19 protein-coding genes are annotated in these 24,923 nt (G+C 30.0%); 5 read left to right on the top strand and 14 right to left on the bottom strand.

What is annotated here, in order from left to right; genetic code table 4:
• Positions 1-9: 9 nt before the first annotated feature.
• From AC0B4N_RS00285 to AC0B4N_RS00340, 12 genes are all read right to left on the bottom strand, one after another.
• Positions 10-1,785: an alpha-amylase family glycosyl hydrolase gene (locus tag AC0B4N_RS00285; protein WP_465101935.1), complete on the bottom strand. Its 1,776-nt coding sequence runs from the start codon at positions 1,783-1,785 to the stop codon at positions 10-12.
• Positions 1,786-1,878: 93 nt separating this feature from the next.
• Positions 1,879-2,535, bottom strand: a complete 657-nt coding sequence (locus tag AC0B4N_RS00290) for a hypothetical protein (protein ID WP_465101936.1) — start codon at positions 2,533-2,535, stop codon at positions 1,879-1,881.
• Positions 2,535-3,761, bottom strand: coding sequence for an ABC transporter ATP-binding protein (locus AC0B4N_RS00295; RefSeq protein WP_465101937.1), 1,227 nt, complete (start codon positions 3,759-3,761; stop codon positions 2,535-2,537). Before AC0B4N_RS00295 ends, AC0B4N_RS00290 begins: the two co-directional genes overlap by 1 nt.
• Before the next feature lie 3 nt (positions 3,762-3,764).
• Positions 3,765-4,727, bottom strand: coding sequence for a sugar ABC transporter permease (locus tag AC0B4N_RS00300; RefSeq protein WP_465101814.1), 963 nt, complete (start codon positions 4,725-4,727; stop codon positions 3,765-3,767).
• Positions 4,728-4,729: 2 nt separating this feature from the next.
• Positions 4,730-7,792, bottom strand: coding sequence for a carbohydrate ABC transporter permease (locus AC0B4N_RS00305; RefSeq protein WP_465101938.1), 3,063 nt, complete (start codon positions 7,790-7,792; stop codon positions 4,730-4,732).
• 2 nt (positions 7,793-7,794) lie between these two features.
• Entirely contained in the window at positions 7,795-8,307 is a 513-nt protein-coding gene (locus AC0B4N_RS00310; RefSeq protein ID WP_465101816.1) for a hypothetical protein, read from the bottom strand.
• On the bottom strand, positions 8,307-10,712 hold the full coding sequence (locus AC0B4N_RS00315) for a hypothetical protein (protein ID WP_465101939.1): 2,406 nt from the start codon (positions 10,710-10,712) through the stop codon (positions 8,307-8,309). The genes AC0B4N_RS00310 and AC0B4N_RS00315 overlap by 1 nt, the downstream gene beginning before the upstream one ends.
• 35 nt (positions 10,713-10,747) lie before the next feature.
• Positions 10,748-11,197: a hypothetical protein gene (locus AC0B4N_RS00320; RefSeq protein WP_465101940.1), complete on the bottom strand. Its 450-nt coding sequence runs from the start codon at positions 11,195-11,197 to the stop codon at positions 10,748-10,750.
• Positions 11,198-11,292: 95 nt separating this feature from the next.
• Positions 11,293-13,209, bottom strand: coding sequence for an alpha-amylase family glycosyl hydrolase (locus AC0B4N_RS00325; RefSeq protein ID WP_465101941.1), 1,917 nt, complete (start codon positions 13,207-13,209; stop codon positions 11,293-11,295).
• A gap of 82 nt (positions 13,210-13,291) precedes the next feature.
• Complete coding sequence (pip, locus tag AC0B4N_RS00330; RefSeq protein ID WP_465101942.1) at positions 13,292-14,269, bottom strand: prolyl aminopeptidase; 978 nt, start codon at positions 14,267-14,269, stop codon at positions 13,292-13,294.
• Positions 14,250-15,302, bottom strand: a complete 1,053-nt coding sequence (locus AC0B4N_RS00335; protein ID WP_465101943.1) for a M24 family metallopeptidase — start codon at positions 15,300-15,302, stop codon at positions 14,250-14,252. The genes pip and AC0B4N_RS00335 overlap by 20 nt, the downstream gene beginning before the upstream one ends.
• A gap of 12 nt (positions 15,303-15,314) precedes the next feature.
• Positions 15,315-17,225 carry a DUF31 family putative serine protease gene (locus AC0B4N_RS00340; RefSeq protein WP_465101944.1) on the bottom strand — a complete coding sequence of 637 codons (1,911 nt, stop codon included), beginning with the start codon at positions 17,223-17,225 and terminating at the stop codon, positions 15,315-15,317.
• A gap of 118 nt (positions 17,226-17,343) precedes the next feature.
• Between AC0B4N_RS00340 and AC0B4N_RS00345 the strand changes: the two genes are divergently transcribed.
• From AC0B4N_RS00345 to AC0B4N_RS00365, 5 genes are read left to right on the top strand one after another with little or no spacing between them, the layout of a single operon-like run.
• Positions 17,344-17,877, top strand: a complete 534-nt coding sequence (locus tag AC0B4N_RS00345) for a tRNA (cytidine(34)-2'-O)-methyltransferase (protein WP_465101945.1) — start codon at positions 17,344-17,346, stop codon at positions 17,875-17,877.
• Positions 17,861-18,589, top strand: coding sequence for a TrmH family RNA methyltransferase (locus AC0B4N_RS00350; protein WP_465101946.1), 729 nt, complete (start codon positions 17,861-17,863; stop codon positions 18,587-18,589). Before AC0B4N_RS00345 ends, AC0B4N_RS00350 begins: the two co-directional genes overlap by 17 nt.
• A 2-nt stretch (positions 18,590-18,591) precedes the next feature.
• Positions 18,592-19,449 (top strand): ribosome biogenesis GTPase YlqF, encoded by an 858-nt coding sequence (gene ylqF / locus AC0B4N_RS00355; protein WP_465101947.1) that lies wholly within the window; start codon positions 18,592-18,594, stop codon positions 19,447-19,449.
• A complete protein-coding gene (locus tag AC0B4N_RS00360; RefSeq protein ID WP_465101948.1) occupies positions 19,442-19,816 on the top strand; it encodes a YigZ family protein in 375 nt (124 codons plus the stop codon). The genes ylqF and AC0B4N_RS00360 overlap by 8 nt, the downstream gene beginning before the upstream one ends.
• 2 nt (positions 19,817-19,818) lie before the next feature.
• Positions 19,819-21,207 carry a M17 family metallopeptidase gene (locus tag AC0B4N_RS00365; protein ID WP_465101949.1) on the top strand — a complete coding sequence of 463 codons (1,389 nt, stop codon included), beginning with the start codon at positions 19,819-19,821 and terminating at the stop codon, positions 21,205-21,207.
• 31 nt (positions 21,208-21,238) lie between these two features.
• On the opposite strand, the gene rpmG is transcribed toward AC0B4N_RS00365, so the two are convergent.
• Both rpmG and AC0B4N_RS00375 read right to left on the bottom strand, forming a co-directional pair.
• Positions 21,239-21,391, bottom strand: coding sequence for a 50S ribosomal protein L33 (gene rpmG / locus AC0B4N_RS00370; protein ID WP_465101828.1), 153 nt, complete (start codon positions 21,389-21,391; stop codon positions 21,239-21,241).
• A gap of 309 nt (positions 21,392-21,700) precedes the next feature.
• On the bottom strand, positions 21,701-24,913 hold the full coding sequence (locus tag AC0B4N_RS00375; RefSeq protein ID WP_465101950.1) for a hypothetical protein: 3,213 nt from the start codon (positions 24,911-24,913) through the stop codon (positions 21,701-21,703).
• Positions 24,914-24,923 lie beyond the last annotated feature (10 nt).

Genomic DNA, 24,923 nt, shown 5'->3' on the forward strand with positions numbered 1-24,923 from the left:
TTTTTCTAATTATTTTTGAGTTAATTCAAAAATAATCAATCCTCCTCTTTCTATTTCAATATTTCAACTATTATTTTTAGCTTTATATAAATATAAAGGTTTAAAATGATAGTTACGAGAAATCTTGCCTACTGCTAAGAATTTATTTTGGTAATTGCAAAATCCAAACAATAACAGCTTTTTAGCATTTTGGTCTTGAGCACGGACCATAAATGATGAATAATCCTCGCTATCAATTACTTGATATGGATCGATAATTGTTCTTGGTTCTCTGTGGCTCAGAAATGGATAATCATTTCTAAGCTTCAGCATAAATTTAATAAAGTTAAATAGGGAATTTGGATCTTCAATTGCTTCTTCAACACAAGGCCTAGACAAGGCAGAAGTTAATAAAACATAATCTTTACGTGATTCTTTAACTTTATTATCAAAAATATAACAATTTTCTTTTTGCGTTAACCATTTCATTGGTTCACGCAAAGTTGGATCTCCATAAATCCTTGTTCCATAATAACCAAGTTCATTACCATAATAAATAATTGGTGTAGCTGGTAAGGCTAATAGCTGCATTAGTGCAATTCTTTGTGCTTCATATTCATCAAGACTTAAAGGTTTATGATGCTCTGTTTTTTTTAACTTAGTAATATTCTGACGGTAATAATCTAGCCATCTAAAAACATCATGATTATCTAAAAAAGGTACTCATTTAGTTTTAGGCGAAGCAAGTGCATACTTGCTTGCCACATTTACTAATTCTTGGTAACTAATTCTAACATCAGGATTATGTCTAAAAAACTTAAAGCCATCATAAACTGTATCTAAAGCTTGTTTACCTTGGTACATGGTATACTCTAACCCTTTTAAGGGATCGCTAAAGACTCATTCACCCATCATAAAAACTTCCTCGCGACCTGGTTCTAAATTAGTTATTGAGTTGCTTGCTTCGCGCAGCAAACTAAAAATCTTGGCTTCATTAAAGTTAGCTTTAGTTTCTTGTTCACTAGAATAAAATTCAGCAATTGCATCATAGCGAAAGCCATCAACTCCAACAGCCGTTCAAAATTTTTGAATTTCAATCAGTTGTTTGATTACTAATTCATTATCTAAATTCAAATCAGGCATACCATAAGTAAAACGGCCTAAATAATCACGATTAGTTGCCTGGATCTTTTGATCCAGACGATGATATTTAGCTCTAATGTGTTTGGTATCTGTCTTTACATCTGAATCTTTATAACTTGGTTCAAAGCGATAAAATTGTTCATATAAAGGATCTTTATATAAGGCTTTTTGAAACCAAGGATGTTCATAGGATGTATGGTTAAACACTAAATCTAAGTAAACTTTAATTCCGTTTTCATGGGCACATGATAAAAACTCAATAAAAGCATCCATGCCACCAAGTTGGGGAGCAACGTTGCAATAATCAATTACAGAATACCCATGGTACGAAGAAGCAGGGTGAATTGGACTTAACCATAATTGATCGATTCCTAAATTTACTAAATAAGGAATTTTATTTTTAAGTCCAATAAAATCACCTAGAGCATCATTATTACCATCAGCAAAATTATAAACTAATAATTGGTAAATAACATTTGTATTACGTAACTTTTTGAATAACTTAGCTTTAGGGGCTTTTTTTCATAAATCAGTGTAATCTAAATGATATTTAGGCATTTGGAAGCCTGGATCATCTCAAGTGGCAGCCTCAGTTATAATTTGCTTTTTTAAATAACCTTTAAATATTCTTTCTAGCTTTCATTTCTCGTATAACTTGCTCATATTAATATTATACTATTTTTATCTACTTATACAAGTTGATATGTTAAATATATTTTAATGAAAAACTCCTTGTTTTTTACAAGGAGTTTTAGGTTAATTATTATCTAGAATAGTTTGTATTTTGATTTTTAATTCATCAGTTGGAATTAATTGTTTTGCTAAGATTTGGTCTTTGGTTAAAAAACCAAATGATTTACGAGCAATTACAATCAAGAAAATGTTAATAAAACTAAAACCAAGCGCTAGCCAAGTTAGTAAGTAACTTAATTGACCTCCACTTTTTTTAAAAGGAGTGTTTCTGATTTCGCCAGCATCATCTTCAGCTTGAATAATGTTTTCTTGATATACTTCCGTTGGTTGCAATGAAAGAATAAAAAAGAGTAATACAAAGACAATTGGGACAAGGTAATTCACAATTTTTAAATAAAGATCACCATTATATGTATTTTTAAACAAGGTATAAATTACTAGCAAAACAAGTACTATTGCACTAAAAGTAAGCACTAGAAAAATACTATTTAGTGATAAAAATAATGTTTTAAGTTGGAATGCTGGAGCATTATTTTCAACTTGATCTATTTTTCATGTTTTGCTTAATTCACCAGCTTGAATCCATTGATACTCATATTCGATTCAAGCAAAGAATTTTTTAATCATTACCAGTTGAAAAATAAACATCAAGCTTAATAAAACTAGTAAACTAATTAAAAGAACTTTACGCTTTAAATAATTTGTTTCAAATTTTTGCATTAGTTAATTCTGTTTTCGGTTTCTTTATCAAAGATATGAATTCTTGAAGTAATGAATTCAATTGTGATATATGAGAATAATTCAAATTCTTCACTATTAGAAGCATTAACGATAAATTCTAAATCATCGCTCACCTTAACTAAAACTAATTGATCTTTACCAATTAATTCCACATTTGAAATTTTACCTGAAATAAAGTTATTTCCAGTTTTTTCACCGTGGTGAATTCTTAAATCTTCACTTCTAAAACCAACCACTAATTCTTGATTAGCTTTTAATTTATCTTTAGTTTCTTGGTCTACTTCAATAGCGACTTTTTTGGCTTTATCTCAAATGAGTCCATCTTGATAAGTTGCATCAAAAGTATTCATAGTTGGCGAACCAATAAATTTAGCTACGAAAATATTTGAAGGTTTAAAGTAAAGTTCTTTACTTTTTCCATTTTGTTGAATTTTACCATCGTTAAATACAACAATTTGGTCCCCCATGGTCATTGCTTCAAGTTGGTCATGAGTAACATAAATACTTGTAGTATTAAGCATACGGTGAATATTAACAATTTCACGCCTCATGTTTTCACGTAATTTTGCATCTAAGTTTGATAAAGGCTCATCCATTAAGAATACAAGCGGTTTACGTGCAATAGCACGGCCAATTGCAACACGTTGCCTTTGTCCCCCTGAAAGATCACGTGGTTTTCGATATAAGTAATTATCAATTTTAAGAATTTTCGCAACGTCTTTGACACGTTTATCAATAATATCTTTTCTTTCTTTAGCAATTCTTAATCCAAATGAAATATTATTATAAACATTCATATGTGGATAAAGTGCATATGACTGAAATACCATTGCAATATTTCTTTCGTTTGGTAATAAGTTATTATATCTTTTGTTATTAAATAACAAGTCTCCTTTAGTTATGGAATTAAGTCCTGCTATCATTCTTAACAAGGTTGTTTTTCCACAACCTGAAGGGCCAAGAAAAATACAGAATGTTCCAGGTTTAATTTCAAGGTTAATATTTTCTAGTGTATAGTTTTCATTTCCTTCATATTTTTTAGAGATGTTCACTAAGTTTATGTGTGCGCCGCTATTTGAATTATAAAATTCCCCAACTTCAGAAATCATTTGATCAATATCAATTGTTTCAAATCCTGAAGTTTCTAAATCTAATTCATCATTTGTTAGCATTTCTTGTTCAGTATGTTTATCATATTTCATCATATATTATCCTTTAACAGCTCCATCACTAAGTCCCCCCACAATATACCTTTGCAAGTACATAAATAAGGCAAATGCTGGTAGCGAAGCTAAAATTGAACCAGCAGAATAAGCACCATAGTTAATATGTTTTTGTTCAGCATTAATGAAGGTATCAAGCCCTATGGCTAAGGTTTTTTTGTCATTCTCAATTAAGACGAACCTTGGCAAGATAACATCGGTAAAAGGAGTTAAAAATGATCATAAGGCAACCATAATCAGTGCCGGTTTAATAACTGGAAGTAAAATTTTGAAAAATAATCCCCAGTTATTACATCCATCAATTTTTCCTGAGTCATCTAATTCTGATGAAACAGTATCTAAATAACTTTTAAGCATAAAGGTATTTCCAGCAATGGCACCACCTGAATAAATCAAGATTAACATCATAATAGCTGAAAATCCAAGTAAGGTTTCTCCTAATTTTACTAAGATATATAGCGAAATTAGTGACGAAGTTGCCGGAATCATTTGTAGCATCATAACAATTGTTAATGAATGCCTTGATCCTGTAAACTTAAAACGCGAATAGGCATATCCATTTAGTGCAACAGCCACTGTTGATACTAAAGAAGTAAGCCCGGCTATAACTAATGTATTTCCATATCAAGTTAAGAATAAGCTACGCTCATTAGTAAATAAGTAAGCAAAGTTGTCTCAACCAAATGAAAAAGGTGAAAGCCCAACGACACGAATGTTAGCAACGTTAAAGGCTGCTGTTATTAGTGAGACAATTGGGAATAAAATGATTATTGCTCAAAATAGCAAAATTATGTAATTAAAGAACAGTCAGATAATCTCAAGTGCTGTAGGTGGCTTTGAGTCTGATTCATTAAATTTTAAACGCTTTGGAGATAGTTTTTGTTCTGAAATTGTAAGCGAATCAAACTTATGTTTATAAAATATTTGTCTTTTAAATCTACTTAACATTCTTAATCTCTCCTTGACATTGATTTAATAAATCCTCTTGCACTAATTGCAATACTGAATGAACCAGCTAATGTAGTTAAGGCTGCAGCAAAGGCTTGGTTACCTTCAAATTGTCCTGAACTTGTGGTTAATTTATAAACTCATGAAATAATAATATCTGTTGATGCTTCTCCAAATGAAGTTGAATTAGCATAAGCAGGCCCACCACCTGTGAAAATAGAAATGGTGGTAAAGTTGTTAAAGGCTCCAACAAATTGTCCAATTAACATTGGGGCAATTGAAATCAGCAATGAAGGCAACGTCAAGTATCAAAATAGTTGGCGACCTTTGGCTCCATCAATTGATCCCGCTTCATAAATGTCTTTTGGTATTGATTGTAAATTACCAGTCACAAGCATGAAGATTCAAGCATAACCAATCCATGTTTGTACTAAGATAACTAAAACACGAGCTGTTCCAATTTCAGTAAGTCAGTTTTTCGAACTACTTAAAAGACCCATTGACACGAGAATTACGTTCATTACCCCATCATCACCACCTCTGAAGAGGCTCCGGATAAATGTTAAGGTAACAAAGGCCGGAATTGCTCAAGGTAAAATATAAATTAGTCTAAAGATCTTTTTGAACCTGATTCTTTGGTTATTAGTTAATACAGCGATTAAAATACCAAGCGAAATCGGAATAAGGGTTGAAGAAACCGTTCAAATTGCCGTTCATAAAATAACTCTACTTAATGATAAGAATAATCTTTGTTCTCTGAAAACTCATCATTTTCCTCATTGTTTAAGACCAACTCAATCCACAGTACGAGCTGGGGCTTCGTGTTTAAATCCATAGTTCGTAAAGGATACTAAAATCGAAGTAATAACTGGAGTTGCCACGATAAAGACCATTAAGATTCATCCAAGTAAGGAAATCATTCAAGGGAATCCGCTGGTATTTAATCATCGCTTAGTTTGGGCTCATTTACTTGGACGAGAACCATATTCCAGTAATTTAGCTACCCGATAAGCTCCTAAGGCTGAAACGGTGTGGTAAATCAGTGCAAAGACTAAAACTATCACAGAGATCACACCACCAAATAAATAGACCCTAGCATCTGGGAATAATCCCTTAGTAAAACTGTGCCCATCTGCTCCTAGGTCGCTAAATCCAGGTATCCCACCCATTGCTTTTCAATATGCTCCAAAAGCAAATGGGATAATTAAAGCAATAGTTATAAATGAAACAGCTGCCATAATACTTCCTTTAAGGCGTTGCTTAAAGAAAACTAGTTCAGCAAAACCTGGGAAAACAAAGTTCATAAATAAACTAACTCAACGTAAGTTTTTCATAGTTTCAACTGGAATGGATTTTTGAGCTTCAGTTACCTTACTTTCATAAAGTTTCTTATTAATTTTATTTTCAGCAAATTCACGTCAAAATAAAGTTTTTAAAACTTGTTTATTTGATTGAACTTTTGACTTTAATTTTTCTTCATTAATTGATTCTTTTTTGAAAATATTAAGTTCAATATTTTTGTTTTTAAATGCTGCTTTAGTTATTTCTTTATTTTTAATACGGTTTTTAGCTTCTAATTTTTGGAGTTTAAATTGTTCAATAATTTTTGCCTTAGCAGTTTTAAAATCATTTTGCTCTTGACCATAAACACCTTGTTCTTTAAGCTGTGCTAAATTAGTTTTAGCTTCAATCTTTTCACCTAAGAATTTAAGGCGAGTTAAACGATAATCGATAAATGATTCTTTTAAAGCTTTTGCTTCTTCAAGGTTATAAAATCCTTCATAACTATAAGTTTTTAGAATTTGCCCGACTTGCTCTTTATATTGTGATTTAACTAATAATTTAAATTCGCGGCATGATTTAAAGAAATTAAGTTTCGTTAAATATTCTTTTAATGCGATTTTAGCTAAAACATTGTTAGTTTGAAATGAGTTGAAGTAACCTTGTAATTCAGTTACTTTTTGGGTTAATTCTTGGTCTGAAAGATTGTTTAACGTAAAATCAAATTGTGCTAAGTCAATTTCATTTTTGTATAAAAATTTATATAAATCTTTATAAACTTGGATTTTTGAACGAATTTTGGAACTTACAAGTTGTTTTTTATATTCAAGATCAATTTCTTTAATTTTTGATTTAGCTTCTTGAATTATTTGATTAGTAAGTTCCTGGTTTTTATGTTCTACAGCTAAAATTTGCTCTTTTTGGGTCTCGATTTTTTCAAGGGTTTTTTGCTTATTAACTTTAACTTTTTCTCGTTGTTCTTTTAAGTTAGCATTATATTCATATTCTAAAGTTAAAATCTTTTGTTTAGTTTCTAATTGAATATTACTTTTTTCTTTTAAATATAACTCTTTTTGTAATTGGTGCGTTTCATTATATTGACGTAATAATTCAGTCTTTTTAGCTACTAAACTCACTCTTTGAACTTCGAGTTTATTATAAATATCTAAAAAATATTCACCAACATTATGAGTTTTAGCTAATTTATCTATTCATGCTATTTCAAGCGGTAATAAACGATCTTTAATTTTCTCAATATCAAAAGTTAAATCTTGGTTATTTTCAATATATAACAAAATAATATTGAAAATAGTATATTTTTTAAAGATTTCTTTTTCATCAAGATATGTTTTTTTCTTTAAATCTTCAATAATGTAGATTTTATAATTAAGTTCATCAGCAGACTTTGTTAAAGAATAAACAAAGTCTTGCGCATAATTTTGTATAGTTTTTTTGCTTTTAGCTAATTTTTTGATTTCAAAACGTAATAATGAAGGCATTGAATCAAAATGTTTTAACTTTTTAATTGAGTCTTTTAGGACACCAATTTTATTTTTGTATGCAACTCTATGGCTGGCAAGTTCACGTTTTAAATTATCACTTAATTTATTTCTTGCCCGCAAATATAAGTCACGGTCAACTCTTTCTTGCGCTTTAATTTTGTCATTATTACGCAAGAAAATATTTTTGACTTGTTTTTTATATGCTTTTAAATTACCAACGGAAGACGGTAGGATACTGTCGAATTCTTCGCCGTATCAATTATAAAGTTTTAATTCTTTCACAACTACTTGCTTCCTCCTCTATGTATTTTAAACCATTCATAATAATAAAATTTACGTTTAATGTGGTATTGCACCAAGAGATAAATTAAAGTGATAATTAAGCTGATATTTAAAATAGATATTAAGCTTCCTATAACAATTTGCAAGGTTGACAAAAGCTCAGTTCCATTAAAAAATGGAGAAAAAGCTAACGTCAAGAAGACAATCATTCATGAGTATAAAAAAATATATCCATGTTTTAACTTATGTCTAAGCATTACTAAATATCCTAAGAAAAATAAGATTACAAAAGTGTTTGCTAAATATGACATTAAACTGCGCATTGCAATTTGTTGTCCTAAATCACTTATTTGTTCATCAGTTAAATCTCTGGTTAAATGCTGATATTGTTCAGCACTAATCCCCATACCAAAAGGGATTAACAGTCAAACAAAGAGCACTGCTGTAAGTAGTGCTATTTGTACTAAAAGTGTATAGAAACTAATTTTATTTATGTTTGATTTATATTTAACCATTAGTTAGAAATAGTTACATATGTATCTGAGTTACTTGCATTCAATTTACCAGCTTGTTCGTCAAAAACTTTAGATAATGTTTTGGCCATTTCATTGGTAAATTTATCAAGAGTATCTATGTTTTTATTGGCAAATTCTCTGTATAATTCAGCATTACCAAATGTACGATCATTCATAAATCCTCAAACTGTTGTAAATTGTGGATTAGAGTTATCAGCACGAGTTAATTGGGTTTTTAGAACACCAAGTCCCCCTTCGCTAATTGCTTGTGTTGATGAGATAACGTTAAGTAATTTATTAAAGGTTAATTTAGATTCATACCCTGAAACTTTTTCATCAACTTGTTTATAAGTTGCATCTTTTCCTTCAATAAATTTTTTATTGTTGAAAATATCTCCAACTGATAGTCTAACACGAGCAGGGTTTAAGTATGTATTTAAGTATAAAGTAACAAATTCTTTTACCTTAGCATCATCTAGTGATGATTTTGCAAAGTTGTAAACAAAACTTTTTGCTTTATTTAGGTATTTTGTAACTAATTTGTCTAGTTCTGCTGTATTGTTGTTTGTCTTATCTTTCGTTAAAGCTTCTGTTAATGTTTTGATAATTTTTTCTTTTTCATCTTCATTATCACCATTTACATCAAAGATTTCTTTTTCAACTTTACGCATGTGGAATGAAGAATCTCCATGTTTCAAGGTTTCAGCTTGTGGAATATTAAATGATCCATCTTTAAGTAAATCTTTTCCAACTAATCATTCTACGTTTCCTGGGTTATCTGAATTTTGAACCCCAACTAAAGTTTTAACATCACTAATTGATAATAATGATGCAACAAGGTTTCTAAGCGGTAAAATATCTCCTAAAGCAATTGCATTAAAGTCAGCGTCAGTAAGCACTTCAGGTTTTTCAATTGATGCTTTATGATCAGCTGCTTTAAGTAAGTTTGCTTCAGCAGAAGGGCTAGTTTGATCTTTGTCAGCACTTCAAGTATTTCCTCATACTTTTTGGTTTGCTAATACTGAGATTTTAGCAGTTTTTGAATTTCTTTCAGTTTTAAGCGCATCATATGAAGCAAATCCAAGATCTTTAGCAAATTGTTCAACTTCAGTAAATTGAGCTGAATTTTCCGCTTTAATATCATCAATTAAGGTTTTTTGAATTCCATTAACAAATGGAACTTTTGAGTCATTTTTAAAGTATTCTTTGTAAGCTGCTACTGAATAAATTGCTTTAAATCATTCTTTAATAGCAGTTTTTCTTTCTTCACTAGCACTATTGTTTCTTGAATTAATAGCAAATGATCAAGAACCTGGGCTTTGTAAGTATTCGGTGTTATCATCTGTTTTAACTACGTTAAAGAATGATTGAGCACCAGCTGATTTTTCTGAATTTTGTGTATCTCATGAACCAATAACAGCATAGTCAATTTTTCCTTGGTTCATTAAACTAAAGATTGTAGCTTGAGCTTCCCCAACTTCTTTAACTAAAGTTTGTCTTAAGTCTGATTGAGAAATACCTTTTTTACCTCAAACAGTTTGACCAAAATCTGATTCACTCTTTAAGAAAGCAGCTTCATAAATTGGGAAGAATAATGAAGAGTATACTTTTAATGCTTCTTTAAAGTAAGCATTGTATTGGTTTCCGTCAATAAATCCAGAAGTAATTTGACCACGAGTTTCATCGGTGTATAAGATTCTTGACATTAAGTTTAATTTTGAATCAAGTGAATTTTGAGTTTTAATTTTTTCTAAAGCTCCGGCTAAAACACCATTACCATATCAGAAGTCTTGGAATCTTAAAAGAAGTTTTCCTTCTTTAACTAGTTCAACTAAAGTATCTGTGTTTGCATTACTTAAGTCACGACGAGCATCTGCTTCTGGAAGTCTTGAAGCCATTAAAATTGCTTCAGTGTTATGTCTAATTGCCATTAATTTTGTTACATTAGTAATATTTTGCCCGTTTTTTACACGGGTACGAATTGTTCCAAATGCTCTAAGAAGTTCTTTTTCTGCGGCAGTAGCACCAGTTGATGCTGATAATTCATCAATTAAACTAGGAATAAATTCATCAATATAACTAAGTGCATTTTGTTGAGTTAAGTCAGTAACTCTATCTCCAGGTAAATAGAAAATGTCAGCTACTTCAGGTGATGTAATTCCTTGAAGACTGAAGTCTAAAGCACCTCAAACATCTTTTTCAATTGTACGAATTTTGTATTTTTTAGCTGATTCTGTTTTGTTGTAAGCTTCAATAGCTTTTTCATAAAAGGCTCTTTGAACCCCGTCAACTGCAACAACAATTTCTTCTTGTTTGGCATTACCACCACCGGTACATGAAACAGCTGCAAATGCACCTACGGATAATAAGCTTGTTGCTGATAATATAAATTTACGTATTTTCATAATAATTCCTTAAATATCTATTTTCAATCTATGGCTTATTCAAAAGCCAATTCATTTTTTTGATAAGCAATAATTAGAAAAATGATTGCAAATGGAGTTAAAAAAGTTAATGAAGAAATAACTCCAAGCACAGCGAATATTTTATTAAATTCCGTTTTTTTCAAAATGTAAAGCACATGGATTGAAAGTATCAAATTAACTATATAAGTTAATAAAAGAATTGAAATAAAGATACGACTTTCATATGCATTTAACCTTGTGGAAACATTTCCATATATTGTTCCTTCTGTACCTTCGTTTATAGCCTTTTTTATAATAAAAAACAAAAAAATTGTGATTACAAAAGCAACAATGTTTGAAAAAATCATAAATAAGTACTCTAAAATCTTTGGTTTATACCGTCTTTCAAGTGGATATTTACCAAAAATAAAATATCTTAACTTAGTTTTGAGCGGAATTCGCTTAAATTTGTATTTTTTTTTCATTTTTCTATAAATATTATAGCAAAATATTAAATATTATTTGTTCACTTATAATATACTTAAAATATAGTGTTGATAATTTACCTTGCAATATCAAACTATTTAGGACCAAGTAGAAAGGCTCCAAACTTACCTTGGCCACTCCCAATAATAGTTGCATTATTGTCTATATTTTTGATTGTAAAATTACTTCCTAATAATTTTTCTTTGACCACCAAATTATTTTTTAAAGTAATTTTTGCTTCATTATTACCAAGTGGGTTATATACAATTAATAAATAAGTTCCATCATCATTTTTTCTTAATGTTGTGTTATTGACGCTAAAGCCATTTTGGACATCTTCAAAGTCCAAAATATCCCTTCAATTACTTACTACATATTTAGAATTCATTTCACGTAGTGAAATATATTCTTTACGTAGGTTAATTAACTGTGCAATTAGATTATATGATGAATTAGGATTTTTAATTATTGATTCAACGCTTCCTTCGCCAGGTGAAGCTTTTGGTGAGATCCGATCATCAGGGCTTTTAAGTTCGTAAAAATCAACATTCTTAGTTGTATCTTCTCACCAAAAAGCTTCACGAACATTTACATCCCGCTTTTTAGGCCCTCCTTGCATTAAAATCTCATTACCATTATATAAAGTTGGTAAACCACCACGTGATAAAAGTCCAAAGATCCCTGCAATATACCGGTTGCGTTGATCTAATGATAATTTATATGGTTCAGTAGTCGCTGGAGCTCCCCCTGCTCCTTGTTTAATTCTGGTAATTCATCTTTCAACATCATGATTATCTAAAAATGGAATTCATTCCCTAATTACACCATTTTTATCAGTTAAACCTTCAATTAACTTGAGTTCCTCATATGAATTTAATCTTACATCTGTCGAATTCTTCCACCTTACTCCATCAATTAATGAACTAAGTGAAACATCTCCTTGTTTGTTAAACCAATTTTTTTGAGCATTTGAATCACTTGAATCACCTCACCATTCTCCAAACATAAATGCATCATTAGAAGAACGAACAATTCCATTATTTGCAGCTTCTTTATATGCTTCATTAATTACTTTACGAAACTCACTAAATAATTCTACTTCATGGCCTTTTTTACTTCTTCCTTTATAAATATTAGGAGAATCAAAGAAATGGTAAAATGCATCATATCTAAACCCGTCAATTCCTTTAGTTGCTCAAAACTTATGCATATTCTTAATTTCTTGGATCACTTCAGGGTTTGATAAATTTAAATCTGGCATTCCTGATCAAAAGGCCGCTGCCCATTTATAATTAGATTGTGGCGGATTTGAACCAGGGGTATTAACTACTTTAAATAAATGTCTAATATCATCAGTTCCTTGTTGCTCATTACTATTTTGACTTTTATCATACATATAGTAATAATTTTTATATTTAGGATCTCCTTGCAATGCCTTTTGGAACCAAGGATGTTCGTAGGAAGTATGGTTAATAACTACGTCAATAACCACCCTAATACCTTTGGCATGGGCCGCTGTTAAAAATTCATCAAAAGCTTGCATCCCCCCAAGTTCAGGGGCTACGTCAGTATAATCAATTACATCATACCCATGGTATGATGAAGCTGGGTGAATAGGAGAAAGGTATAAAGTATCAATACCTAGATTAACAAAGTAATCTAGGTTATTTTTTAAACCAATAAAGTCACCAATTCCATCATTATTGCCATCGGCAAATGAATATACTGTTAATTGGTACATAACATTAGATCTTTTCGCTTCTTTATTAAAAGGAGCAATTGAAGCAACATTAGTTGCTTCATCACTATAAGTAAGATTAGTTAAATTTTGAGATCTTATTTTTTGAGCAAAACTTTCATCACCTCAATTTAATAAGGTTTTGGTATCTTGCAATTTTTTAAATTCACGAGCTTGATCATATTTTAATTCTTGAGTTGAACAAGCTACCAAAGTACTTGCAAAAATTGGCAAAGCACTTATATTCAATAGTAATTTAAAATATTTCTTCATATTTAAATTTTATTAAAAATTATAATAGTTTGTTAATAATACTCAAAGCACTTGACAAGTCAAATATAAAAAACCAAGAAACTTAATTCTTGGTTTGTATAGCATAAATATTTTCTCAATTTTTTGTTACAGTTTTTAAAGCATTTCAAAGGTTTTTATCAAGTGAAGTATGCCCTGCTCCATCAACTAAATACAGTTTTGAATTACTTAATTCTTTATGTAATAAATAAGCTCCAATTGGCCGACAATCCACATCTTGTCGCCCATGCACAATATCAACTGGAATATCCTTAAGCATCGAAGCATGCTTAAGGATGTAATTATCATCATCAAAGAAACATTTGTTAACAAAATAATGTGTTTCTAATAATGCAACATCTAAATATGACTTTAGTTCTTGTTTGCTTGGATTTAACTTAGCCCTAAATTTATTAACTGAAACTAAGCATGCTTCTCAATTATAAAAAGTTTGTACTGCTAAGTTTTTAAATTCTGAATCATGGTTGGTAAATACATTATAGTATTTGTCTAAAATACTATTCCCTGGAATATCCTTAACTAGCTTGCTATAAGTTTCAAAATAATCAGGATAATAATCACTTGCCCCATTTGCTTCATATAAAAAATCTATATCCTCTTGGCGTCCTAAAAAAACTGCTCTTAGCAATATCCGCTCGACATTGAGCGGATATTTAATTGCATATGATAAAGCAAGTGTTGTGCCTCAGCTTCCACCAAATAAAGCTATTTTATTTAAATTTAAATGAAGTCTTACAGCTTCAATATCTTCAATTAAGTCTTGAGTAGTATTATTTTTTAGTTCTAAACGAGGTTTAGATTTGCCACAGCCTCTTTGGTCAATATAAATTAACTTAAAAACATCTAAATTAAATAATTTATTTAAGATCGGAGTTGAGCCTCCGCCTGGTCCTCCATGAATTATAAAGATAGGAAATCCTTGCGGATTTCCATATATTTGATAATAAATAGAGTGGTATCCAGTTACTTGAAGATAATTTGCTTCAAGTAAGTTATTTTGCTTAGTTTTGTTTTGTTTCATATGGTCTAGAAAATACGTAGTAACCATCTTCAGTTACTAAAACATCATCTTCAATTCTAGCGCCACCTAAGCCTTCAATATAAATACCAGGTTCAACAGTAATAATCATACCTGGTTCTAAAATAGTGTTTGAACGAGTTGAAACATTTGGAAGTTCATGTACATCAATACCTAAACCATGGCCAGTTGAATGGGTAAAGTATTGCCCATATCCTTTTTGGGTAATATAATCGCGGCAAATTTTATCAATTTCTGAAACTTTAATACCAGGGCGCACTGCCTTACGACCTAAAGCGGCTGCTTCTTTAACAATTTCTAGGATTTTTAAAGCTTCTGGATTAACTTTACTTTGATCTCCAATTACAAAAGTTCTAGTAATATCAGCAGTATAACCTTTATATTTAGCACCAAAATCAACTTTCAATAAATTATTATCTTCAATTAATTTATCTGTAGGATGGTGATGTGGCTCGGCACTGCTTGGACCTGAAGCAATAATTTCATCAAAACCTTCTTTATCAGCACCATGTTTTTTAAGTAAAAAGTTTAACATTGCGGCTGCTTCTTTTTCAGTAATACCTGGTTTAACTCAAGTTTTAAATTCATCTAATGCTGCTAAAGAAATATCAACGACTTTTTGCATTAATTTAAGTTCTTCTTGAGATTTAATAATTCTTAATTCTTGCCCATTTACTCAAATTAATTCTTCTGGGTTAACAATATTAATAATTTTTTCTTGGACATCTTTAATTAAGTAATCTTTTTCTAAAGCAACTTTTTTAAAGTTTCTTGCTTTAAACCAATCTTGCATATTGGTTCCTTGAATTAAAACTATCTCAACATTTTTTGCATGCTTCTGTGCATATTCAATGTAGCGTCCATCTACAAACAATGTTGCTTTATCTTTTTCAATGGCAATAAAACCATCAGTGGTTTGCACATTAGCATACCATAATCTAGTTTGTGGCGCTTCAGAAATTAAAACTTCAGCCCCTGTTCGTTCGAACATTTTTAATAATCTTGTATTATTCATAATTTTCTCCTCTTAGTTAGTTTGTTTCACCCCATTTGGGAATAATGCTGTTTTTGGATATTTAGCTAATATTTTATCAAGTTTAGCTAAATTTTGGCGATAAGATTTTTCTTGCATTGGGTATTTAGTTTTATCGCTTCCATCAATTAAGTTATATGCATATGATGAATCTAAATCTTCACCTTGAATTAATGGAACAAAGCCAGATCTTTGTGATAAATCTGTGCCATTGGTATTTGATGAAGTATTATAAATACCAACTGGAACCCCATATTCATTAGTTACCATTGATCCACTTGTTCCACCGGCTAAAGAGGAATTAGTTAAAGCAAATGAATAACCAATTCCAATTGCAATCCTTGCATCGTCTAAGACTCTTTCATTACTAATATTATTTGTAAAAGTAGTTCTATCAATTATAACTGAATGATCTAAATCACTAGAAGTATTAGACATAAATAATCCAGTATTAGAAACTTGTGGGTATCCTGCCACATACAAACGTTCAGGACGCAATGATTTTAGTTTATTAGCACCTGGTTTTAAATATGATGCAACATAATCAAATGGGATGTATAATGCATCATCTTCATATTTAATGGTTTTAACATCCTTATCAAAAGTGGAAATTGCTCTATCAATATGCTTTTTAAATAATGCATATTGATTTTGATTTTCTGTTAGTTTTTTATAATTTATTTCCACTCCGAAAACAGCAAAATCTAACCCTGGACGGCAATCTGGGTAAGTTGTATCTTTGTATCAGGACACATTATCAAGCATCTTTTTATTACCTTCTTCATTATAAAAATCCATTGCAGCAAATATAGTTTGCGGAGCTTTCATTATATCGCCTAATGAAGTTGCTCCTTTAAGCTCCGCGCGTTCTTTAGGCTCATTTGTGAAAATGCTTGGCCTATTAGTAGCGGTATTTGGCTTGGTGTTATTTGGAATTGGGTCAAGATTTATATCATCTCGTGCAACACCTAAAAACCCATAAAGTGTTTCTCGTTTTGCTTCAGTGAAATACTCTGGAAAATCATTTTTTAAATCTTTGTCAAAACTATTAAAGGCATATTTGTGTACGTGTAAATTTGTTGCAATAAAAAGCATTAAATTTTCTTTGTTAGCATCCCAAGCATAATCTAGCAACCAACCGGTTCCGTTATGTGGGTGTGCTAAAGGAGTAGTTTCAGTCTCAAATGTTCAACCGTAGCCAATTGAAAAAGTCTTATTTTTAATTTTTTCAATTGCCTCACGTTCTGTTAATTTAGGAAAACTAAATTGCCTATTTTCGGCAGGCGAAGTATCTTTAGATCATTCTTCCTCTTGGGCAAGGGTTTGCTGCACTTCAGTTTTAAGGTTATTTAATGCAGCATCACTTGAAAATTGCAACCTAAATGTATAAAAGTTCTTTTTATCAGGATCTTGAACTTTGTCAATTAATTTAGATAGTTCTTCACGTAATTGGGGATTTGCGGAATCATTAGAAGCCCCAGGGTTTTCTGGTTCACTTGGTTCTTGAGAAGGTGTCTTTGCATCTGAACCTTCATTTGGTTGCTTTGGCTCAATTGTTTGGTTTCCTGAATCTGTAGAATTAACTGGATCAGTAGGTTTAGTTTGATTACTTGATCCAGGGTTTTGATCTTTTGGTTGTGGATCTTGTGGCGGGTTAGGGTTATTTAAAACTGGGCCTGTAGAATTTCCTGGTTTACCATTACCAGGATTTGGGTTGATAGGGGCTGGATCTGGCTGCACTGGTGCTGGGATTACTGGTTTAGCAGATTCTTTGCCATTCCCAGGTTTTTTATCATCGGGTTTTGGGTTATCTTCCTTACTAGTACATGAAATTACCACAGCAGGTAAAATTGATAAATTCATGAAAGTGAGGAATAATTTCATTCTTTTGTTATTTTTCTTCATTACTTTAAGTATTATACCAAATATTAATTTTTAATTTTACTCAAGCGGTTAATTTAGTAAAATTAAAAAGTATATTTAATGAAGGTAATATAATATTATTATAAGGAAAAGGAATATTATGATCAATATAGTTTTATACCAACCTGAAATTTCACCAAATACCGGAAATATTATTCGAACCTGTTATGCTTTAGGCGCTAAATTACATATCATTAAACCAATAAGTTTTGACTTACATCCTAAATACTTAAAAAGAGCGGGAGCTGGACGCATGCTTTCAGATATTCGCCACGAAGTCCATGATTCATATCAAAGTTTTTATAATAAATATCATGATAAAAATATTTTTTATATTACTCGCTATGGATTAAAAACATATAGTGATATTGAGTATCAAAAAATTCATGATCAAAGTCAAGAAATTTGAATCATGTTTGGACGTGAATCAACAGGCATTGATAAAAGTATTTTGCAAAATAATTTAGATAATTGTTTAAGAATACCAATGGTTTCTGCCATGCGTTCAATTAATTTAGCAAACTCAGTTTGTATTGTAGCTTTTGAAATCATGCGCCAATTAAATTTTAAATCATTATCTTTATACGAAGTAGAAAAAGGGAAAGATTTTTTGAAACATGATTTTAACAAGTAAACAAAATCCTAAAATTAAATATTTAAAAAAATTAGAACAAAAAAAGTACCGTACTTTAGAACAAAAGTTTTTGGTTTCTGGTCAACATTTAATTAATGAAGCTTTAAAACATAATTTAGTTTTAGAAATTTTTGAAACAGAAGATTCAAAAATTTACCCTAATTCAACAAAAGTTAGTTATGACATCATTCAATATTTAGCAAAAACTACTAGTCCCCAACATTGCCTTGCTTTATGCGATAAAAGCAAGTTAAAAGCTGCAAAAGTTAATAAAGTTATTGCTTTAAATGATTTACAAGATCCAGGTAATGTTGGAACTATCATGCGTTTAGCCCTTGCTTTTGGATTTGATACTATTATCATAGAAAATTTAGATCCTTTTAACGATAAAGTAATTAGAGCTAGTCAAGGATCAATCTTTAATTTAAATATTATCCAAACCAAAAATTTAGCTAACGAATTACAATATTATAAAAAACAAGGATTTACTCTATATGCTTCGCTCCTTGATTTAAAAGCCAAAAAACTTAATGATATTAAATTTTCGGAAGATAAAATTATTGTAATTTTAGGTAATGAAGGAAATGGAATATCGCAGGCAATAAAAAACCTCGCAGATCATAGTTTATATATACCAATTGCTTTTGAAAGTTTAAATGTTGCAGTTGCTGCTGGAATAATCTTAGATAAAATTTATAATAGAAGGAGTTAAAAATGTATACTGAAACAAAAGAAACTACCCACGAAACACTAGTTCAATGATACCCTGGCCATATGGCCAAGGGTTTTAAAGAAATTCAAAATAGTGCTGCCCTTGCCGATGTTTTTATAGTTGTCTTAGATGCAAGAGCTCCAATTAGTTCATATAATGAAGATTTCGACAAAATAGCTCCGCATAAACCACGCTTATTTATTTTTACCAAAATTGATTTAATGGATAAAAACAAAAAAAATCAAATTAATGAGAGATTTAGCGGCGAACATTTATTATGGCTAGATTTACGTAATCAAAGTTCTAAAAATAAAATATTACGTAAATTAACAGAAATAAATAAAGAAAAAATATCAAGAAATTTTGAAAAAGGAATAATTAAAACTAAAATTAAATCGTTTGTTGTTGGGGTACCAAACTGTGGTAAAAGTACCTTAATTAATTTAGTAACTGAAAAAGCATCCTTAAAAGTGGAAAATTTCCCTGGTGTTACTAAGGAAAAAAAATGGGTAGCAAATAAAGAATTTTTATTTTTAGATACTCCTGGTATTTTATTACCAAAATTCGATGACCAAGAACCTGCCATCAAATTATTGGCAATAGGATCAATTAAATACGAAAATTTTTCGCCACAATTTTTAGCAACTAAATTCTATGTTTTACTAAGTAAATATTATCCTGAGAAACTCGCAAAATTAGGGCTTAAACCTTCGCTAGATGAAATTGAAGTTTATGGTCTTTTAAGCGATTATGCTAAAAAATTCAACTTCTTTAAAAGTCAGGGAAAGCCCGATTTAGCTAAAGCTTATAACCATTTTGTACAAATGGTTAGAAATTTAAAAGGAATAACTTTTGACTAAACAAGGTATAGAAGTTATTTTTAAAAAATCCACCTTTATCTCATATGTTTATAACATAACTGATAAAGGTAATATAAAAGAAATAATTAATTTACTCAAAAAAGAGCATAAAAAAGCAAGGCATATTTGCTATGGATATTTAATCTTAAATAATAATATTGAAAATGGAGGTTTTAGTGATGATGGCGAGCCATCTAATTCCGCCGGTAAAGTTATTTATGATTTAATTAGAATTAAAAAACTGACAAATATCCTAGTAATTGTAGTAAGGTATTTTGGAGGTACTTTATTAGGTTTTGGCGGTTTACAAAAAGCATACCGCCAAAGTGCTAAATTAGCCATCGAACAATATTTAGAAAAGGAATAATAATGATAAAAATAATTAATAAACATGATGCAAATACACAATTATTAAAACCTGCTTTTGAAGGTTTTGAATTTCCAAATTTTGTCGGAAAACGTAATTTTACAATTAGTGATGAATTAAGTACAAAAGAATCATATGTATATTTTAGTAAGGAAAAGCAATCTTGATATGAATTTTCACAATGATTTAGTAATTTTGCAAGTAATTTACAAAGAAGTTATGTATTAGATTTAAAAGCTTTTAGTAATCATTTTGAGACAGATAAATTAATTCGGTTATTTGTCTTTGGGGCAATTTTTACAAAAGCAAAACTATTCAAAAAAACATATCAAAAAGAAGCAAAAACTAAAGAAGAATCTTTAAGTTTGCTAATTGAACAACCTTCTTTAAAGCAAAAGCAATTAATTAATAAAGTAACTTTAATTGCAAAATCTGTAAACCAAGTAAGAAACTTACAAATTACACCGGAAAACTTCTTAAACTCTGAAATGCTTGCTTCAAGCATTTCAAATGATTTTTCGGGAATTGATAATTTAAAAGTTGAGGTCTTAACTAAAAAAGAAATTGAAGATTTAAACATGAATTTACTTCTTTCAGTTAACCAAGGAAGTACCCATGAACCACGTGTTGTAATTATCACTTATAAAGGTAATCCAAAAGATACTGAGCATACCAGCATTATAGGTAAAGGAATTACTTTTGATACAGGTGGAGTTAACACAAAAGGATATCATATGGAAGGAATGAAGTATGATATGTCAGGATCAGTAGTTGCAGCTTATACAGTTAAAACTTTAGCTTTACTTAAAGCTAAAGTCAACGTCAGTGCTATTATGTGCATCACGGATAATCGTATTAATAATGATGCTTCATTACCTGAGAATGTTTACCAATCAATGAGTGGTAAATGAGTTGAAGTCGTAGATACAGACGCTGAAGGAAGACTAGTCTTAGCAGATGGAATTTATTATGCAGCAGAAAAATTAAAGCCAACAACTATTATAGATGTTGCGACCTTAACTGGTACTATCTTAACGAGTTTATCTAATGTTTATAGCGGAATTTGGTCAACAAATGATGTAAAATGAGAAATCTTTAATGAAGCAGCGCGCGAAGCACAAGAAAAGGTTTGACGTATGCCACTACATGAAGATTTTCATAAAGGTAATAAAAGTTCAAAGGTAGCAGATTTAGCCAGTTGATCAAAAATAGTAAGACAAGATTCTTCGCAAGCGGCCATGTTTTTAAAAGAATTCACTAAAGGCATTGATTTTATTCATTGTGATATTGCTGGAACTGCCGATGCTAATCAACAGCCGCAAGGCCCATTAGTAGCAACCTTAGTCGAATTTATATTAAGATTACATAATAAGAAAAAAGAAACTGAATAAAATCAGTTTCTTTTTTTATATATTTTATATATTATTTTTTTTCTTTGTGATTAGTATGAGAATTGCATTTTGAGCAGTATTTTGATAATTCTACTTTTTCAGGATGATTTTTCTTATTTTTTTTAGAAATATAGTTTTCCATTTTGCAATCTTGACATGCTAATGTATATCCTTCTCTTGCCATAATCTACTCCTTTGCTATATATGATATTTTATAATAATAAAACTATTATATATGAAAAATGTTAATTAATAAAATATATTTTATAAAAGTCTAAATTGTATACTACAAAATAATTCTGGACAAGAAAATCTTCCTTTGAGTTATATTTAAAAATAAATAAGTTATATTTAACACTGTTTATAGTCCAAATTAATCGGAATTTAAGGATATTTGAGTAACTATTTGACAACAATTGGTAAAGCATTGCTAAAATGAGAAAAAACAACAATCTTAATAAAATTAATGATTATTGTTTTAATTTTTGTATAGTTAATTATCAATTACTAAATTTGTATTCTTATTTTCTTCATTTAAGGTTGTAATATATTTATTAAAGGCAATTAGTAATTCTCGACCTAGTTCAGAGTTAAAAGCACCCTGGGTTTTAATATTATAACGCACCATATTTTCATATATTGCTCTGTTACCAAAAACCTCTTTATTCATAATATTCCATACTTGTTCAAAGAGTGGATTAGAATTATCAGGACGAATAGGTTGTAATCTTGTAATACCTAACCCCCCATCAGCAATGCTAGTAGTTGAACCAAAAACATTCATTGTTTTATTGGTTTTAAATTTATCTTCAAAAGCTAAGATAGTTTCTAAAACTTCGTCGGAAACACTTACATTACTTTGGTTTTTTAATTGACGACGAATAATATTTAGAACTAAAGCTCTTATTTTCGCAGGATTTAAATAAGCATTTAAATATCCGTCTATTGCTTGTTTTATGGTTTCTTGCTCAACTGCTACTTTGCTATAAGTTTCAACAAATAATTGAGCCCTGCTATAAGCATAAGTTTTAATTTCATCAATATTGTTGCTATTGCGAGCCTTTATGTCTTTAATTAGCGCTTCAGTTAAATTTTGTAAAAGAGCATTTTTCGATGCTTGATTATCACCATTAACACTGAAAATAAATTCTTCAATTTTTCGCATATGAAAAGCTTCAGTATTATGGCGAAGTAATGAGTTAAAAGGATGATTAATACTATCTTCTTTAAGTAAATCTTGCGATATCAACCATTCCTTATCTTGGTTTTCTTCTTTACCTACTAAATGATTAACATTTTCAAGACCTAATAATGAAGCTATCGTATTACGTAATGGTAAGATACTCTCAATTTCTAATGTTTCATAATCACGTTCTTGCAATGAATTAAGTTTTTTAACTTGATCTTTTAATTCTTGTGCACTAACAAAATTCTCTTGTGCATTTGCTTTAGTAGTATTAATGTTCTTAGATCAAGATTCTCCTCAAGTATTATAATTTGTTCAATTCTTTAATTCAGCAATTTGTGCTTCATTATAAATTGTATTTGGAAATGAAGTAAAGTCTTTAACATAGAAAAATCGCACTAATGCTGGATTAAGGTATACAGCTAAATAGCCTTCAACTATTTTAGTAATTTCTTCTAAAGTTAATTCTTTTTTGCTAAATTCATTAACAAAGCTTTGAGCTTTGTTAATAATTGAAGTTTTTAATTCTTCTACTTTAGAAGAATTATTTTTATAATCTTCCCAAAGTAGTTTAGTTAATTTATCAATAAAGTCCAGTTTTTGAGCTTCATTATCACCATAGACTCCAAAGATATATTCTTCAATTTTACGCATATGTAATGATTCTTCAGAATAACGACCATTTTCTTCATAGCGCATTTGGCTTTCTTTTACACCTTCTTTAAGTAAATCTTTACCAACTAATCAATTGTCAGTATGCTCATCGCTTCATTCAGGAAATTTTTTACCTTTTAAATTATCAATATTTTCAATACCTAATAAGGAAGCTACAGTGTTACGTAATGGTAAAATATTTTGCAATTTCATTTCGGTAAATTGCTGATCAGTTAAATTAGGTTCTTTTTTAATTAATTCATCTTTTAAAGATGAAACTAAAACCATATTTTGCTCTGAACTTGGGCTAGTTTTATCAAGATCTAATGATCAAGACTCGCCCCAGGTTGCTTGTTCATAAAGTATTGAAAGTTCAGTGGTTTGTTCTTGTTTTTGTAAGTAAAATTCTTTTAATTCTTCGTAAGTTTGGTAACCTTGTGATTTAGCTAAGTCAGTTAATTTATTGTATTCTTCTAGGTTTTCCTTTTTAATTACGCCTTTTAAATCTTGATAAACTTCTTTAACAAATGGAATATTAGTACCATTTTTAAATAATTCATAATAAGACGAAACATCAAAGATAGTTTTAATAAATTGCTTTAAGGCATCCTTACGTTCAGGCGAAGCATCTGTATTTTTAGAACTAATTCCAAAACTTCAAGCTCCTGGAGCCTGGATAAATTCATGATCTTCGTCAGTTTTAACAACCGAGAAAAAACTTTGAGCATTAGCTTGGCTTTGCGATAATTTAGCATCCCATGAACCAATTACCGTAAAATTAATTTTATTGTTTTTTAGCAAACTAAAAATACGATCATTAGCAACACTAGCATTATTTGATAAAGTTGCTTTTAAATCAGTTTGAGTAATTCCTTTTGCTGCTCATGGAGTTTCTTGAAATTCTTGTTCAGTTTTTATATAAGCCGCCTCATAAATCGGGAAAAATAAGGAGGTAAATACTTTAATTGCATCTTTAAAATAAACATTATATTTATCAGTGTTGATAAATCCAGAAGAAACTTTGTTAGTTTCTGGATTTGTATATAAGATCTTAGTCATTAAATTAATATCACTAAGCTCAGGATTATCTTGTTTTATTTTCTCAAAAACACCAGCAAAAACTCCATTTGAATACCAAAAATCCTGGAATCTAACTAGCATCTTTCCTTCTTTAATTAGTTCAACTAAAGTATCAGTTGAACTATCCATTAAAATTTCTTTAGCTTCATTTTCAGGTAAATTAGAAGCTAAGGTTAATCCTTCGGTATTATGCACAATACCAAGTAATTTAGAAGTGTTATTATTATTTAGTTTTAAATTAACACTTCCAAATTGTTGCATAATATTTTTTTCACTTGGACCTGCTTTGATTTGGCTGGTTATTTCATTAAATAATTCAGGCATATATTCATCAAGAAAGGTAAGTTTTTTAGCTTGGGTTAAGAGTGTTATATAATCTGAAGGCATATAGACAATATCAAGAGAATCTTTATCTTGATCACTTGAATCAAAGGCTAATTGCAAAGCTCCCCAAAGATCTTTTGAAACAGTTTTAACCTTATAATTTTTACCTATTTCAGTTTTATTATAAGCATCAATGACGTGATTATAAAAAGGTCTTAAACTACCATCAATTGCAATAACAATTTCTTTATTTTGGTTGATTTCATTGATTTGGCTAGTTTTATTTTTACCATCACCATTCCCAGGATCAGGATCATTAGGTTTAGTTGGTCCGGGGTTAGCATTAATTGGTGGCTTTGGTTTATCAGGAGCACCAGGGTTTTCATTAGTACATGAAGCAAGCATTAAAGAACTAAGGGATATAATACTTGAACTAGTTAATAAAAATTTCTTAAACTTCATAATTTATTTA

The sequence above is a fragment of the Mycoplasma sp. 13536 genome, from assembly GCF_055523495.1.